General features: G+C 70.6%; 14 protein-coding genes. 7 read left to right on the plus strand and 7 right to left on the minus strand.

Going from position 1 to position 15,260, the window contains the following annotated elements:
• Positions 1-138: 138 nt before the first annotated feature.
• On the plus strand, positions 139-678 hold the full coding sequence (locus AB0N14_RS38220; RefSeq protein ID WP_366030317.1) for a YbhB/YbcL family Raf kinase inhibitor-like protein: 540 nt from the start codon (positions 139-141) through the stop codon (positions 676-678).
• A 164-nt stretch (positions 679-842) separates the two neighbouring features.
• The gene (locus AB0N14_RS38225) at positions 843-1,349 is read left to right on the plus strand and encodes an HNH endonuclease (protein WP_366030318.1); all 507 of its coding nucleotides are present in this window, start codon (positions 843-845) and stop codon (positions 1,347-1,349) included.
• Between the two features lie 81 nt (positions 1,350-1,430).
• On the opposite strand, the gene AB0N14_RS38230 is transcribed toward AB0N14_RS38225, so the two are convergent.
• From AB0N14_RS38230 to AB0N14_RS38240, 3 genes are all read right to left on the minus strand, one after another.
• Positions 1,431-2,405: an SPFH domain-containing protein gene (locus AB0N14_RS38230; RefSeq protein ID WP_103844360.1), complete on the minus strand. Its 975-nt coding sequence runs from the start codon at positions 2,403-2,405 to the stop codon at positions 1,431-1,433.
• Positions 2,406-2,534: 129 nt separating this feature from the next.
• The gene (locus AB0N14_RS38235) at positions 2,535-2,963 is read right to left on the minus strand and encodes an NfeD family protein (RefSeq protein ID WP_366030319.1); all 429 of its coding nucleotides are present in this window, start codon (positions 2,961-2,963) and stop codon (positions 2,535-2,537) included.
• Positions 2,964-3,046: 83 nt separating this feature from the next.
• Positions 3,047-3,844 (minus strand): ABC transporter ATP-binding protein, encoded by a 798-nt coding sequence (locus AB0N14_RS38240; protein WP_366030320.1) that lies wholly within the window; start codon positions 3,842-3,844, stop codon positions 3,047-3,049.
• Positions 3,845-3,996: 152 nt separating this feature from the next.
• On the opposite strand from AB0N14_RS38240, the gene AB0N14_RS38245 reads away from it, so the two are divergent.
• The gene (locus tag AB0N14_RS38245) at positions 3,997-4,830 is read left to right on the plus strand and encodes a hypothetical protein (RefSeq protein ID WP_366030321.1); all 834 of its coding nucleotides are present in this window, start codon (positions 3,997-3,999) and stop codon (positions 4,828-4,830) included.
• A gap of 343 nt (positions 4,831-5,173) precedes the next feature.
• Here the strand turns inward: AB0N14_RS38245 and AB0N14_RS38250 are convergent, their stop codons facing one another.
• From AB0N14_RS38250 to AB0N14_RS38260, 3 genes are all read right to left on the minus strand, one after another.
• Positions 5,174-5,416: a chaplin gene (locus tag AB0N14_RS38250; RefSeq protein ID WP_103844364.1), complete on the minus strand. Its 243-nt coding sequence runs from the start codon at positions 5,414-5,416 to the stop codon at positions 5,174-5,176.
• Between the two features lie 116 nt (positions 5,417-5,532).
• Positions 5,533-6,174: a response regulator transcription factor gene (locus AB0N14_RS38255; RefSeq protein WP_366030322.1), complete on the minus strand. Its 642-nt coding sequence runs from the start codon at positions 6,172-6,174 to the stop codon at positions 5,533-5,535.
• Positions 6,167-7,312 (minus strand): GAF domain-containing sensor histidine kinase, encoded by a 1,146-nt coding sequence (locus tag AB0N14_RS38260; RefSeq protein ID WP_366030323.1) that lies wholly within the window; start codon positions 7,310-7,312, stop codon positions 6,167-6,169. The genes AB0N14_RS38255 and AB0N14_RS38260 overlap by 8 nt, the downstream gene beginning before the upstream one ends.
• Positions 7,313-7,499: 187 nt before the next feature.
• Between AB0N14_RS38260 and AB0N14_RS38265 the strand changes: the two genes are divergently transcribed.
• Both AB0N14_RS38265 and AB0N14_RS38270 read left to right on the plus strand, forming a co-directional pair.
• Positions 7,500-7,988, plus strand: coding sequence for an SDR family NAD(P)-dependent oxidoreductase (locus tag AB0N14_RS38265; protein WP_366030324.1), 489 nt, complete (start codon positions 7,500-7,502; stop codon positions 7,986-7,988).
• A 300-nt stretch (positions 7,989-8,288) separates the two neighbouring features.
• Positions 8,289-9,071: a transglycosylase SLT domain-containing protein gene (locus AB0N14_RS38270; protein ID WP_366030325.1), complete on the plus strand. Its 783-nt coding sequence runs from the start codon at positions 8,289-8,291 to the stop codon at positions 9,069-9,071.
• Between the two features lie 106 nt (positions 9,072-9,177).
• On the opposite strand, the gene AB0N14_RS38275 is transcribed toward AB0N14_RS38270, so the two are convergent.
• Positions 9,178-11,700 (minus strand): FHA domain-containing protein, encoded by a 2,523-nt coding sequence (locus tag AB0N14_RS38275; protein WP_366030326.1) that lies wholly within the window; start codon positions 11,698-11,700, stop codon positions 9,178-9,180.
• A 239-nt stretch (positions 11,701-11,939) separates the two neighbouring features.
• Between AB0N14_RS38275 and AB0N14_RS38280 the strand changes: the two genes are divergently transcribed.
• Positions 11,940-13,829 (plus strand): streptophobe family protein, encoded by a 1,890-nt coding sequence (locus AB0N14_RS38280; RefSeq protein ID WP_366030328.1) that lies wholly within the window; start codon positions 11,940-11,942, stop codon positions 13,827-13,829.
• 154 nt (positions 13,830-13,983) lie between these two features.
• Positions 13,984-15,195 (plus strand): phosphoserine phosphatase SerB, encoded by a 1,212-nt coding sequence (gene serB / locus AB0N14_RS38285; protein WP_366030327.1) that lies wholly within the window; start codon positions 13,984-13,986, stop codon positions 15,193-15,195.
• Positions 15,196-15,260 lie beyond the last annotated feature (65 nt).

Consider the following 15,260-nt stretch of genomic DNA (forward strand, 5'->3'; position numbering starts at 1 on the left):
TTGTCCACACAACTCACGATGATCAACGGTGGCCGCACCCGTCTCCGCACCCGGCCCGACCAGCGAGATCACGATCTACAGCTGGAGTACTAGGCTCTGAACTGGAATCGGTTGATCCACTGACTTGGAGGTATCGAGGTGACCGAGCTCAAGAGGCCGCCACTGCCGCATGACTTCCATCCGCCCGTGCCGTCGTTCACGGTGACGAGCGAGGACGTCGAGCCAGGCGCCAGGCTCAAGGAGGCTCAGGTCCACTCGGCCGGGAACACGTCGCCCCAGTTGCGCTGGGAGGGCTTCCCGCCGGAGACCAAGAGCTTCGCCGTGACGTGCTACGACCCCGATGCCCCGACGGGGAGCGGGTTCTGGCACTGGGTCCTGTTCGACATCCCGGCCTCGGTCACCGAGCTGCCGGCGGGTGCGGGCAGCGGGAAGTTCGAAGGGCTGCCCGAGGGCGCGGTGCACGCGCGCAACGACTACGGGACGAAGGACTTCGGTGGTGCCGCGCCGCCGCCCGGGGACGGGCCGCACCGGTATGTGTTCACGGTGTACGCCGTGGACCGGGAGAAGCTCGGTCCGGACTCGGACGCCTCTCCTGCCGTGGTCGGTTTCAACCTGCGGTTCCACACGCTGGCGCGCGCCCAGCTCATCGGTGAGTACGAGAATCCGGCCGAGGGCTGACGCAGGCCCCCGTAAAACTGACGTTCACTGAACGTTTGCCCGCCTCTGGTCTTGGAAGTGATCAGAGGCGGGCATTTTTTATTGCGTTGTCCATCTCGGCGTGCCCGGCCAGAGTTGATCCAGCCCGCCACCGGGTGGGCAGGTGCACACAGGAGGTGGGCTGGATGCGTGACACGCTTGTGCTGAACGCGAGCTTCGAACCGCTGTCGACGGTGACGCTGAACCGAGCCGTCGTTCTGGTGCTGCAGGCCAAGGCCGTCGTCGAGCAGGCCCACCCCGAACTCCGTATGCGGGGCGCCGATGTGGACATACCGGCGCCCCGGGTCATCAGGCTCTGCAGATACGTACGGGTGCCGTTCCGAAGACAAGCCCCGTGGTCGAGGCGGGGTGTCCTGGTGCGGGACCGGCACAGGTGTGCCTACTGCGGGAGGCGGGCGACGACCGTGGACCACGTGCTGCCGCGGTCGCAGGGCGGCGGCGACACCTGGCTGAACACGGTCGCCGCGTGTGCCGAGGACAACCACCGCAAGGCGAACCGGACTCCGGAGGAGGCAGGGATGACGCTGCTGCGGCAGCCGTTCGAGCCGACGCCGGCCGACGCGATGCTGCTGGCCCTCGGGCAGGACGACTTCGAGGCGCTGCCGGAGTGGCTGTCGCAGAGCGCGGCGTAGTCCGTACATGAGACGTGAGCTGGGGCCCGCCTTCCGGTGAAGGCGGGCCCCAGCTCGTGTGAAGGGCGTGGCGGTGCCGTGTCAGTCGATGGACGGCTTCTCTCGGCGTTCCGTGTTCGTGCCGCCGTTGTTGGTGGAGGACGAGCCGGAGGAGCCGCCGCTGCCGCCCGAACCGCCTGCCAGAGGGCCGAAGTTGCCCATGGCGCCGGACAGGCCCTTGAGAGCGTCGCCGATCTCGCTGGGGACGATCCAGAGCTTGTTGGCGTCGCCTTCGGCGATCTTCGGGAGCATCTGCAGGTACTGGTAGGAGAGCAGCTTCTGGTCCGGGTCACCGGCGTGAATGGCCTCGAAGACCGTACGGACGGCCTGGGCCTCGCCCTCGGCGCGCAGGGCGGCGGCCTTGGCCTCACCCTCGGCCTTGAGGATCGCGGACTGCTTCTCGCCCTCCGCGGTGAGGATGGCGGCCTGGCGCGTACCTTCGGCGGTGAGGATCGCGGCGCGCTTGTCACGGTCGGCGCGCATCTGCTTCTCCATCGAGTCCTGGATGGAGGTCGGGGGCTCGATCGCCTTCAGCTCCACGCGGTTGACGCGGATGCCCCACTTGCCGGTGGCCTCGTCGAGGACGCCGCGCAGGGCCGCGTTGATCTCCTCGCGGGAGGTCAGGGTGCGCTCGAGGTCCATGCCGCCGATGATGTTGCGCAGGGTGGTGACGGTGAGCTGCTCGATGGCCTGGATGTAGCTGGCGACCTCGTAGGTGGCGGCCCTGGCGTCGGTCACCTGGTAGTAGATGACGGTGTCGATGTTGACGACCAGGTTGTCCTGGGTGATCACCGGCTGCGGTGGGAACGGTACGACCTGTTCGCGCAGGTCGATGCGGTTGCGGATGGAGTCGATGAACGGGACCACGATGTTCAGGCCCGCGTTCAGTGTCCGTGTGTAGCGGCCGAAGCGCTCGACGATGGCCGCGCTCGCCTGGGGGATGACCTGGATCGTCTTGATCAGGGCGATGAAGACCAACACCACCAGAATGATCAGGACGATGACGACCGGTCCCATCGTGATTCCCTGCTTCCTTCTCCGCCTCGGCGCCTGTGGGATCTTACGGTTGTTGAAGATCTTGCTGGTCGAGTGTGACAGACCGTCGCGTACCTCGTGGGCTGTTCGGCGCAGTTGCGTCCTTCGAGGTCACATGATGATCGCCGTGGCCCCGTCGATGTCCACGACGTCGACTTCCTGGCCCACGTCATAGGCGAGTTCGCTGTTGAGCGATCGGGCCGACCAGACCTCACCCGCGAGCTTGATGCGGCCGCCGCTCGCGTCGACGCGCTCGAGGACGACGGCCTGTCTGCCCTTCAACGCCTCGATGCCGGTGGCGAGTTGGGGTCGCTGGGCGCTGTGCCGGGCCGCGATGGGCCGGACCACGGCGATGAGCGCGACCGAGACGACGGCGAACACGGCGACCTGGAAGACCGCGTCGCCCCCGAGGCCATCGATCACGGCCGCCGCGACGGCGCCCACAGCGAGCATCCCGAGCTCTGGCATCGCGGTGATCACGAGTCCGATGCCGAGCGCTGCCGCGCCGATCAGCCACCACACCCACGCGTCGATGTCCACACGGTCATGGTAGGACCGCCGACACGACCGCGGACAGGGCGCAGAGTGCGGCGTAGGCGGCTTCTTACCGAGGTTTGCGCGGGTCAGGACAGGGGCAGGCCCTGGGCCGTCCAGCGCTCGCCGACCTGCTCGACGACGAGCGGGAGGCCGAAGCAGAGGGAGAGGTTACGCGAGGTCAGCTCGAGCTCCAGCGGACCGGCGGCGAGCACCTTGCCCTGGCGGATCATCAGGACGTGGGTGAATCCGGGGGCGATCTCCTCGACGTGGTGCGTGACCATGATCATGGAGGGGGCGATCGGGTCGCGGGCGAGGCGGCCGAGTCGGCGTACGAGGTCCTCGCGGCCACCGAGGTCGAGGCCGGCGGCGGGCTCGTCGAGGAGCAGCAGTTCGGGGTCGGACATCAGGGCACGGGCGATGAGGGTGCGCTTGCGCTCGCCCTCGGAGAGGGTGCCGAACTTGCGGTCGAGGTACTCGCTCATGCCGAGGCGGTCGAGGAAGGCGCGGGCGCGCTGCTCGTCGACGTCCTCGTACTCCTCCTGCCAGCCGGCCGTCATGCCGTACGCGGCGGTCAGCACGGTCTGCAGGACGGTCTGGCGCTTGGGGAGCTTGTCGGCCATGGCGATGCCGGCCATGCCGATGCGGGGGCGCAGTTCGAAGACGTCGGTGCCGGGCTTGCCGAGGGTCTCGCCGAGGATGGTGGTGGTGCCCTTGCTGGGGTAGAGGTAGCTGGAGGCGACGTTCAGGAGGGTGGTCTTGCCGGCGCCGTTGGGGCCGAGGATGACCCAGCGCTCGCCCTCCTTGACCGACCAGGAGACCTGGTCCACCAGAGCCCGGCCCTCGCGGACCACGGATACGTCCTGAAGCTCCAGAACATCGCTCATGAGCGCGTTGTCTCCCCTTGCAGTGTGGCCTGTGTCGGCTCTCGCGTACGCCCGTGGGCGCGGTCCGCCACGCCGGTGGGCGCAGCCCCCCAAGAAATCTACGCCACCGGTCGCCCGGCCTATTCCATAGGTCCGCTCCTTAGGGTGGGGGCATGCTCTCGGAACCACGCTCAGGACGGCTGGCCGCATGGGGAAATGCCCTTTTGGTCGGACTTGTTTCGCCGGACGACGCCGCGTCCGCCATCGTCGGGGAGGACGCGGTGCACCGGGTGGAGGGGCTGCCGGATGAGTCGGCGCCCGTCGGTCTCACGCTCGCGCTGGGGCGGCTGCGCACGCTCGGGGTGACCGGGCTGCGGGTGGCGCTGCCCGCGCCGGGGCATCCGCTGGGGCTGAGCGGACCGCCGGAGTTCAATGCGCGGGCGTTGGACGCCGAGGAGGCGGTGGTCTGCTACGGGGCCGCCTTCGGGCTGGTGCCTTCGGTGGCCGAGGCGGGGCCGGAGGGCGATCTGCATGTGGAGGTCGTCTGGCAGTGTCTGCCCGTGCGGGAGGCGCCGCCCGCCGATGTGCCGTCGCTCGGGGAGGCCGAGCGAGAGCTGGCGGAGGCGCTGCGCGAGGCGACGGAGGTGTTGTCGCGGCTGGATGTGGCGGGGTCGGGGCCGGTGGCGGAGGCGGCGATCGACGCGTACCGGGCGCGAGTCGATGGGGCGGCGCGCAGCGCCTCCTTGAGGGGCGGTGGTCGGGCGACGGGCGGGAGGGGGCGGGAGGTGCTGGCGCCGGGGTATCCGCCGCGGGCGGTGCGGGTGCTGGAGATGGCCCAGCGGGTGGCTCTGCTGCTGTCGCTGGCGTACGAGAACGGGCACGGCGGGGCTGTGAGCGCCTCAGAGATGGCGGCGCGGGCGCAGGCGCTGCGGCCGGTGGAGCGGACGGCTCGGCGGGCGCAGGTCGCCGCGTACAACTCCGTTGTGGAGCAGCGGGAGCGGGGGTGACCGCCGGGTTTCTTGCCGCCCGGGGGTGGGGTGGCCGTCCCTGGGGCTCGCCCCCAGACCCCCGTCGGCCTGAACGGCCTCGCCCTCAAACGCCGCCCAGGCTGAAATCGCCTGGCCTCGGCCAAAAAGTGCGAGACACGAGGCGTAACGGCGATTCCTTACGCCGCCCGGGCCAGGTCACCGCCCCCGGGGGCTTGCCCACCAGACCCCTCCGCTCGAACAGCCTCGCCCTCAAACGCCGCACAGGCTGAAATCGCCTGGCCGTGGCTACAAGTAGAGGACACGTCGGCCTCCCGGACGTGGCGTCCGGGAGGCCGGGGAGGCAGGTGTCGGGCCTCAGGGCTCAGTGGTTGAGGCCCAGGTTGCCGAAGGCCGGGTTCAGGGCGCCGATCACGTTGACCGTGTTGCCGACCACGTTCACCGGGACGTGGACCGGGGCCTGGATGACGTTGCCGGAGATGACGCCCGGGGAGCCCACCGCCTTGCCGTCGGCGTGCGCCGAGTGGGCGGAGGCCATGCCCGTGCCGGCGGCGAGCAGACCGCCGGCCACCATCGTCACGGCTGCGGCCTTCTTCAGGTTCTTCACTTCCGAGTCCTCCTTGCGATCACTGCGGCAGATCCGCAGCACGCCTTGGAGAACGGCCGAGATCCACCGAGGATGCGCCACCCGGGTGACATACACCCGACGGTATGAAGATCCGCTCAGCCGTTAACGCCGTGCCGTACCGCCCACAGCGCCGCCTGCGTACGGTCGGCCAGGTCCAGCTTCATCAGGATGTTCGAGACGTGGGTCTTGACCGTCTTCTCGGACAGCACCAGGGCGCGGGCGATCTCACGGTTGGAGCGGCCGTCCGCGATCAGGGCCAGCACCTCCCGTTCCCGCTCGGTGAGTGACCCCGCTCTGCCCTGGCCCGCGCCCGTCTCCTCCTGGGACAGCAGCGCGCCCGCGACCTCCGGCTGGAGGAGGATGTGGCCCGCGTGCACCGAGCGGATGGCTCCGGCGAGCGCGTCGGGGTCCACGTCCTTGTACACGTACCCGGCGGCGCCCGCGCGCAGTGCGGGCACCACCGTGCGCTGCTCGGTGAAGCTGGTGACGATCAGCACACGCGCGGGGTTGTCGAGTTCGCGGAGCTTGCGCAGCGCGTCGAGGCCGTCCGTCCCCGGCATCTTGACGTCCATGAGAACCACGTCCGGGTGCAGTTCCTGGGCTCGGGCGACCCCTTCGGCGCCGTCGGAGGCCTCTCCCACGACCTCGATGTCGTCCTGTACCTCCAGGAAGGTGCGCAGTCCGCGGCGGACCACCTGGTGGTCGTCGACGAGCAGCACCTTGATTGCGTCAGCCACCAGGGACCTCCATCTCGATCGTGGTGCCCTTCCCGGACTCCGATTTCACGGTCAGCGCGCCGCCGACCCCGCTCGCCCGGTCGCGCATGGAGACCAGGCCGAGGTGGCGCCCCGCCCGGCGTATCGCCCGGGGGTCGAATCCACTGCCGTCGTCCATGACGCGCAGCACGGCGCCCGGGCCGCGCTTCTCCAGGGTGACGTCGACCCGCTCGGCCCCCGAGTGCCGCAGGGCGTTGTGCAGGGCCTCCTGGGCGACGCGCAGCAGCGCCTCCTCCTGGGCGGCCGGCAGGGCCCGTACGCCACGGGTGGAGAAGGTCACGCGCGCGGTGTGGGCCCGGTCGAGGACCTGGACCTGGGTGCGCAGGGTGGCTACCAGCCCGTCCTCGTCGAGGGCCGCCGGGCGCAACTCGACGACGGCGGCGCGCAGTTCGTCGGCGGCCTCCGCGGCGAGCGCCGCCACCTGCTGCAGCTCGCCCTTGGCCCGTCCGGGGTCGCGGTCGACCAGGGCGGCCGCCGCCTGGGCGGTCAGGCGCAGGGAGAAGAGCTTCTGGCTGACGGCGTCGTGCAGTTCGTGGGCCAGCCGTGAGCGCTCCTCGGCGATGGTCAGCTCGCGGCTGCGCTCGTACAGCCGGGCGTTGGTGAGGGCGATCGCGGCGTGCTGGGCGAGGATCGACAGCAGTTCCTCGTCGTCCTCGGTGAAGCCGCAGCCGCCTTCCGGTTTCGGGCACTTCTTGTTCGCGAGGAACAGCGCGCCGATGATCTCGTCGCCGTCGCGGATGGGCAGGCCCAGGAAGTCGGACATCTCGGGGTGGGCGCTCGGCCAGCCCTCGAAACGGAGGTCCTTGCGGACGTCGGCGAGCCGCTCCGGCTTCTCCTCGTGAAGCATCGCGGCGAGGATGCCGTGCTGGCGTGGCAGCGGCCCGATGGCCTTCCACTGCTCGTCGGAGACGCCGTCCACGACGAACTGGGCGAAGCCGCCGTGGTCGTCCGGGACGCCGAGCGCCGCGTACTCCGCGTCGAGCAGCTCGCGGGCCGAGGCGACGATGGTCTTCAGGACGTCGCGCACCTCGAGGTGCCTGCTCATGGCCAGCAGCGCGGAGCTGACCGCGTACAGGCCCGACCGGGGTCCATGGCTCATGACCTCACCGTACCGGTGAGGTGTGACAGTACGTATCCGACGAGTGGCGGTCGTGCCCGGTCCGCCGGCCCTGGGGCCAAGGGCCCTGGTTCTCTGCGGCCCGCGTCCGAGGCGGCCGGACGGATGCCGTTCCTACGGTGAGGCCACCGCCGAGCACCGGCGGTCACGGAACCAGGGGACGGTCATCATGCCGGTTGCGATCATCACGGGGGCTTCGAAGGGGCTGGGGCGGGCGCTCGGCGCGGCGCTGGCGCGGCGCGGCTGGGATCTGGTGCTGGATGCCAGGACCGCGCCCGTCCTGGTGCAGACGGCGGAGCTGCTGGCCGGGCACGGGGCACGCGTGGAGGCCCTGCCGGGGGACGTCACGGACGCCGCGCACCGCGCGGACCTGGTGGCGGCGGCCCGGAAGCCGGGCGGCCTCGACCTGGGCTGGACCGATCTCGTGGTGACGCCCGAACGTGGGGTGCGGGTGGTCGACGGACTGCTGACCGGTCTGCACGAGCCGGAGGCCTCCCATCCGCTGATGCTGGAGGCGGTCGCGGGGCGGGAGGCGATCGACCGCGGATACGAGCAGGCGCTGGCCGGGCGGTATCTCTGGCACGAATTCGGTGACGCCCATCTCAACCTGCCGCCGAAACCCCCTCACACAGTGCATTGCTTCAGCAACTCACGGTAAGAACGGTGTGGGTGGAATGTGAGGCCGCGCATAGGACGTACGTCACGTACGAAGGAGATTAGGAGACCAAGAAGGAGCTTGTGAGCGGGGTGGGAGGGTCGATCTGCCCACTTTTGCCGTTCCTCGGGCCACTATCCGGGGTAGTACGTCACACCTTTGCCCAGCGATTTTGCGGCCGCTAAGAATTGCTTTCGTCGCTCGGCGCCGCGGTCTCGTACCCGCGGCGCTTGTGCTGGAAACACCTGTTCTTCCGCCGGCGCCAGAGCGACCTCCGCGCAATTCGAAGAGGTCAATCAGTTAATGCCCAAGAACATTCTCGGTCGCGCTCGTGCGCTCACCCGGACCCACAGGCTCGCCATCGCCGGTACGGCCACTCTCGGTGCCGCGGCCCTCGCGTTCACCGCCGTGCCGAGCGAGGCGCAGACTCCCGCGCACGAAGCGACCGTCGCGTCGGCCCCGGTTTCGGTCGGCAACCAGCCGGTCAAGACCCTCAAGGTCGCCGTCACCGACCAGATGGCCTCCGCGGGCCTGAAGGCCGAGGCCATCGCCGCGAAGCAGAAGGCCGCCCGGGACGCCGTCAAGCAGGCTCAGCAGAAGGCACAGCAGGCCGCCCAGCAGAAGGCACAGCAGGCCGCCCAGCAGAAGGCACAGCAGGCCGCCCAGCAGAAGGCACAGCAGGCCGCCCAGCAGCGCCCGGCCCAGCAGGCCGCGAACCGCTCCGCGCAGCGTCCCGCGGCGCAGCCGGTCGCCGCGAAGACCTACGCCAACACCCTGGACGGCTGGATCCGCCAGTCCCTCGACATCATGAGGCAGAACGGGATTCCGGGTTCGTACAACGGTCTGTACCGCAACATCATGCGGGAGTCGTCCGGCAACCCGGCGGCGATCAACAACTGGGACATCAACGCCCGCAACGGCATCCCCTCCAAGGGGCTGCTCCAGGTCATCGACCCGACCTTCCGCGCGTACCACGTTCCCGGCACCTCGTGGAACATCTACGACCCGGTCGCCAACATCACCGCCGCCGCCAACTACGCGGCGCACCGGTACGGCTCGATGGACAACGTCAACAGCGCGTACTGAGGCTGCGCGGACCTCGGTCGCACCAGTCACGTGCGGTCACATGGAGCCAAAGGGCGCCACCCTGCAGGGTGCCGCCCTTCCGCGTTGTACGGGTTGTACGGACCGGTTACTTGCGCATGACCTCCGGCTCGTGGCGGCGCAGGAAGCGGGCCACCAGGAATCCGCAGACCACACCCAGGACGACCAGGGCGATCATGTCGAGGGTCCAGGCCCCAGCCGTGTGGTTCCACAGCGGGTCCGTGCTGGTCGGGTCGTCCGTGTTCGGCGCGATGTTGTTGAAGTCCAGCGTCGCACCGGCGGCGGCGACCGCCCAGCGGGACGGCATCAGGTACGAGAACTCGTTGACGCCGAGCGTGCCGTGCAGGGTGAAGAGACAGCCGGTGAAGACCACCTGGATGATCGCGAACATGACCAGCAGCGGCATGGTCTTCTCCGCGGTCTTCACCAGGGCGGAGATGACCAGACCGAACATCATCGAGCTGAAGCCCAGCGCCATGATCGGCAGGCACAGCTCGAACAGCGTGGCGTTGCCGAGGACGACGCCCTGCGCGGGGATCTCCCGGCTGGAGAAGCCGATCAGACCGACCATGAGTCCCTGCAGCACGGTGATGACGCCGAGCACGAACACCTTCGACATCAGGTACGCGGAACGGGACAGGCCGGTGGCGCGTTCCCGCTCGTAGATGACCCGTTCCTTGATCAGCTCACGGACGGAGTTGGCGGCGCCCGCGAAGCACGCGCCGACCGCGAGTATGAGCAGGACCGTGGTGGCGGTGCCGTTCGGGACGTGGATGCCGGTCCTGGGATTGACCGGGTTGACCAGCAGTCCCCTGTTGTGGTCGATGAGCAGGCTCACCGCGCCGAGCACCGCCGGGAGGATCACCGTCAGCGCCAGGAAGCCCTTGTCGGAGGCGATGACCGCGACGTACCGCCGGATCAGGGTGCCGAACTGGGACAGCCAGCCCTGCGGCTTGGCCGGCTTGATCGCCTGCGGCGGCGGCATGTGCACCGACTGCGGGGCGACGGCGTCGATGTCCGCGGCGTACAACCGGTAGTGCTCCGAGCCCTTCCAACGACCCGCCCAGTCGTAGTCCCGGTAGTTCTCGAAGGCGGAGAAGACATCGGCCCAGGTTTCGTAGCCGAAGAAGTTCAGTGCCTCCTCCGGCGGGCCGAAGTAGGCGACGGAGCCGCCCGGTGCCATCACGAGCAGCTTGTCGCACAGCGCCAGTTCGGCCACCGAGTGGGTGACGACGAGGACGGTGCGGCCGTCGTCGGCGAGGCCGCGCAGCAGCTGCATGACGTCCCGGTCCATGCCCGGGTCGAGACCGGAGGTCGGCTCGTCCAGGAAGATCAGCGACGGCTTGGTGAGCAGTTCCAGGGCCACCGAGACGCGCTTGCGCTGACCGCCGGACAGGGAGGTGACCTTCTTGTCCTTGTGGACGTCCAGCTTCAGCTCGCGCAGCACCTCGTCGATGCGGTCCTGGCGCTCGGCGGCCGTGGTGTCGGCCGGGAAGCGCAGCTTGGCCGCGTACTTGAGGGCCTTCTTGACGCTCAGCTCCTTGTGCAGGATGTCGTCCTGCGGGACCAGGCCGATGCGCTGGCGCAGCTCGGCGAACTGCTTGTACAGGTTCCGGTTGTCGTAGAGCACGTCGCCCTGGTTGGCGGGGCGGTAGCCGGTGAGCGCCTTCAGCAGCGTGGACTTGCCGGAGCCCGAGGGGCCGATGACCGCGATGAGCGACTTCTCCGGGACGCCGAAGGAGACGTCCTTGAGGATCTGCTTGCCACCGTCGACCGTGACCGTGAGGTGGCGGGCGGAGAAGGAGATCTCACCGGTGTCGACGAACTCCTCGAGCCGGTCGCCGACCAGACGGAACGTCGAGTGGCCGACGCCGACGATGTCGTTCGGGCCGATCAGCGCGGAGCCGCCCTTGCCGATCGGCATACCGTTGACGAACGTGCCGTTGTGCGAGCCCAGGTCACGGATCTCGAAGCGGCCGTCGGGCGTGGCGTGGAACTCGGCGTGGTGACGGGAGACCTGGAGGTCGGAGACGACCAGGTCGTTTTCGAGCGCACGGCCGATGCGCATCACCCGGCCGAGGGCGAGCTGGTGGAACGTGGTCGGACTGCGGTCGCCGTAGACCGGCGGCGCCCCCACGCCACCACCGGGGCTCTGCTGCTGCGGGATCTGAACAGCCGCCTGCTGCGGCTGCTGCCAGGCGGGCTGGGCCGGCTGCGGAGCCTGCGGCTGCGGGGCCTGCTGGGCCCAGCCGGGGCCGGCGGCCTGGGCCGCGTACGGCTGCTGCTGGGGCTGGGCCTGCGGTGCGGCGACGGCGGCCGGGGCGCCGGACAGGGCCAGGCGCGGTCCGTCGGTGGCGTTGCCCAGGTGCACGGCCGAACCGGGGCCGATCTCCACCTGGTGGATCCGCTGTCCCTGCACGAACGTGCCGTTGGTGCTGCCGTGGTCATCGATGACCCAACCGCGGCCGTTGAAGCTGATCGTGGCGTGGCGCCAGGAGACCCTGGCGTCGGTGAGCACGATGTCCCCCTGCGGATCACGTCCCAGGGTGTACGTCCTGGACGCGTCGAGCGTCCAGCTGCGTCCGTTCAATTCCAATACGAGTTCAGGCACTCCATGCCCCAGTGAGTTGTCCCCCGAATTGCCCCCATGACGGGGAGTCTAGGGATGTCGAACAGCGTGGGGAACTATTTCAGGCGCGGCCCTCTGACCGAAACTCGGGCCTGGCGGAGGGGGCGTAGACGCACTGGTACGCGCGCCGTTGACGGGGCGGAAACCCGGTCGGAGAGTGGTAATCCACGCGAGGGGGGACATCCGCGGTGGATTGCCGCGGCGTGGATCGGGGGCTGACCATGGGCATCGAGGCCGCGCGGGAGAGTGGGAGACTGCCGTGGACGGACGTCCTGCTGTCCACGATCGCGTCCGTGAGCTGGGCGTTGATCGGGATGGCGGGGACGGCGGCGCTCGGTCTGCATCTGCTCCGTGCGGACGCGGCGGGCTCGCTCGGGCCGATGACCGCGGCGGTGGTGGCCCTTGGGGCGAACGGGACGGTGACGCCGTCCGGGAACGTGTCGGCGTTCGGGCTGAAAGGCGCGGACGCGGTTACCGCCATCGATATCACGCCACTCGGTGTGAGCCTGGTGGGTGCGCTCCTGCTGTGCTGGTTCTTCCTGCGGTCCTTACGCACGGCGGGAGTTGTGGTCGGCCTGGCCGAACTCCTCGTGCGCGCGGGCGCGGTGGTCGTGCTGTTCGTCGCGATGCTGGGCGGTCTGGCATGGGCCGGCCATGACGTCATCACCATCGACGGGGGCGGGCTCGGGCTCGACGGCCTGCCGGTCGGGGGCGGGGGCGGGGCGGTCGACATCCCCGGCCTGGGGGACGTCGGGGGGCTGCTGCCGGACCGGGTCGGCGACCTGATCCAGGCTCGGGCCGCGGTCGGCTTCACCGTCGATACGGTGCCCACGCTGCTGGGGGGCGCCGTATGGGCGGCCGGTGTCCTGGTGATCTCGCTGCTCGCGTCCCGGCGCACACCGCTGCCACGCGGCTGGGAGGCGGTGCACCGGGTGGTGCGTCCGGCCGCGTCCGCGCTGGTGACGGCGTTGCTGGTCGCGGTGGTCGCCGGGCTCGCGGCCGCGGCGTACGCGGCGATGGGCGACGACCATCCGGCGCGGATCGCCGGGGCCGCGCTGCTCGGCGCGCCCAACGGCGTGTGGCTGGGTGTGCCGGTCGGCCTGTTCGTGCCGTGGGACGGCAGGGCCGGCGGCGGGCTGGGGAACCTGCTGCCCGATCCGCTGGACCGGCTGCTGAGCGTGGGGACGGACCAGCGCGTCACGCTGGGGCGCCTGGCCGATCTGGACGGCAGGGTGTGGCTGCTGGCCGTCGCCGCGGCGCTCATGATGCTCTTCGCGGGCGTGCTGACGGCGGCGCGTACGCCACTCGTACGAGCCCGGGATGCGGCGCCCGGCCCCGGTGCGTCCGCTGCGGTCGTACGGGGCGCGGGTCCGCTCGGCTTCGCAGGGCACTGCGCGCTGCGGCTCGGGATCGTGACGGCGCCGGCACTGCTGCTGCTGGCCCGGCTGGCGGAGGTTTCGGTGGACGCCTCGCTTTCGGTGCTCGGTCTCGACGCGTTCGGCGCGGCGATCGAGTTGCACGGACAGCTGGGCATGGCACTGCTGCTGGGTGCGGTGTGGGGCGCGGGAGCGGGGGCCGCCGGGGCACTGGTGGCGTACGGGACGGGGGCGGCGGGGAGCCGGGTGGCGCCACTGGCACGGGGTGTCGCGGGGCTGCCGGAGCCCCGGCGGTATGCGTCGGTCCCGCAGTCATCGGGTCCCTACGCCCCGAGCAGGCCGTACCGTCCGCCGAACCCGGACACGAACCCCTATCTACGGCTGCCGCAAGGACCGCACGAGCCGGAGGACGCGCGACCTGGCAGCGCCCCGCGGGGCGGCGGGCGGCGTGGTGGTGCCCCGACCGGAGCCACGCCACCCCGGAGCGCGCCGCCGGACGGCACCGGCACGCAGGGCGGGAACACCCCCGTCGAAGGTGCCCCGCCCGACGGCCCGCCCTCGGAAGCCCCGCCGTCCCCTCCCACCGATGTCCATGGCGCGCCCACCGTGGTCCAGCCGATCGAGCCGCCGCAGCGGCCGGCCCGCAGGGCTCCGTCGTCCTCCGACCGGTGGCCGCCCCCGCCGCCTCCCCCGCCTCCGCCACCACCGCCCGACCGGCCCCGTGGGCGGCGCTGACGAGGCGGAGTTTCACGTCGGCCGACCGCACCCGTGGCCTGCGCTTTCGCGGCCGGGTAACACGTACGCCATCTGTGCGCAACCCAGTGTTCCCCGTCCGCTGGGCGGACCAGGCAGGCGGTGCGCACGGGGCGCCGGATACGGTGGAAGCACCATGAGCGCTGTGCAGACCTCCGACGCCCCCACCCTCCTTGTCAAGATCTTCGGCAAGGACCGGCCCGGCCTGACCGCGGGCCTGTTCGACACCCTGGCCGCCTTCCACGTCGACGTCGTCGACATCGAGCAGGTCGTCACCCGGGGCCGGATGGTGCTGTGCGCCCTGGTGACCGTGCCCCCGTCCGGGCTCGAGGGCGATCTGCGGGCCACCGTCCACACCTGGGCGGAGTCGATGAAGATGCAGGCGGAGATCATCTCCGGCATCGGCGACAACCGTCCGCGCGGCCTCGGCCGCTCCCTCGTCACCGTCCTCGGCCATCCGCTCACCGCCCACGCCACGGCCGCGATCGCCGCCCGCATCGCGGCCGCCGGCGGCAACATCGACCGTATCTTCCGGCTCGCCAAGTACCCGGTGACCGCGGTCGAGTTCGCCGTGTCCGGCGTGGAGACCGAGCCGCTGCGCACCGCCCTGGTGACCGATGCCGCGGCACTCGGTGTCGACGTCGCCGTCGTCGCGGCCGGGCTGCACCGGCGGGCCCAGCGGCTGGTCGTGATGGACGTGGACTCCACGCTCATCCAGGACGAGGTCATCGAACTGTTCGCCGCGCACGCCGGCTGCGAGGCGGAGGTCGCCGAGGTGACGGCGGCCGCCATGCGCGGCGAGCTGGACTTCGAGCAGTCGCTGCACGCGCGCGTGGCGCTGCTGAAGGGGCTCGACGCGTCGGTGGTGGACAAGGTGCGCGCCGAGGTCCGGCTCACTCCGGGCGCGCGCACCCTGATCCGCACGCTGAAACGACTCGGCTTCCAAGTGGGCGTCGTCTCGGGCGGCTTCACCCAGGTCACGGACGATCTGAAGGAGCGGCTCGGGCTTGATTTCGCGCAGGCCAACACCCTGGAGATCGTCGACGGCAAGCTGACCGGCAAGGTCGTCGGGGAGATCGTGGACCGCGCGGGCAAGGCGCGGCTGCTGCGCCGGTTCGCCGCCGAGGCGGGGGTGCCGCTGGCGCAGACCGTGGCGATCGGTGACGGGGCCAACGACCTCGACATGCTGAACGCGGCGGGTCTGGGCGTCGCCTTCAACGCCAAGCCCGTCGTCCGCGAGGCCGCGCACACCGCGGTGAACTTCCCCTTCCTGGACACCGTCCTGTACCTGCTCGGTGTCACCCGGGAAGAGGTCGAGGCGGCGGACGCGCACGACGACGGTCTCTGACGGCCTCGGATCGCGACATCGCGACGGGGGGCGGGCCCCCCCGCGGGGGGGCGCCCGGGCCGCGT

This window comes from Streptomyces sp. NPDC051104 (assembly GCF_040682835.1).
GTDB lineage: Bacteria > Actinomycetota > Actinomycetes > Streptomycetales > Streptomycetaceae > Streptomyces > Streptomyces cynarae.

Excerpts from the sequence above, each read along its gene's own strand:
- AB0N14_RS38225 (WP_366030318.1), top strand. The coding sequence starts at position 843 with ATGCGTGACACGCTTGTGCTGAACGCGAGCTTCGAACCGCTGTCGACG.
- AB0N14_RS38230 (WP_103844360.1), bottom strand. The coding sequence starts at position 2,405 with ATGGGACCGGTCGTCATCGTCCTGATCATTCTGGTGGTGTTGGTCTTC.
- AB0N14_RS38240 (WP_366030320.1), bottom strand. The coding sequence starts at position 3,844 with ATGAGCGATGTTCTGGAGCTTCAGGACGTATCCGTGGTCCGCGAGGGC.
- AB0N14_RS38245 (WP_366030321.1), top strand. The coding sequence starts at position 3,997 with ATGCTCTCGGAACCACGCTCAGGACGGCTGGCCGCATGGGGAAATGCC.
- AB0N14_RS38260 (WP_366030323.1), bottom strand. The coding sequence starts at position 7,312 with ATGAGCCATGGACCCCGGTCGGGCCTGTACGCGGTCAGCTCCGCGCTG.
- AB0N14_RS38265 (WP_366030324.1), top strand. The coding sequence starts at position 7,500 with ATGCCGGTTGCGATCATCACGGGGGCTTCGAAGGGGCTGGGGCGGGCG.
- AB0N14_RS38270 (WP_366030325.1), top strand. The coding sequence starts at position 8,289 with ATGCCCAAGAACATTCTCGGTCGCGCTCGTGCGCTCACCCGGACCCAC.
- AB0N14_RS38280 (WP_366030328.1), top strand. The coding sequence starts at position 11,940 with ATGGGCATCGAGGCCGCGCGGGAGAGTGGGAGACTGCCGTGGACGGAC.
- serB (WP_366030327.1), top strand. The coding sequence starts at position 13,984 with ATGAGCGCTGTGCAGACCTCCGACGCCCCCACCCTCCTTGTCAAGATC.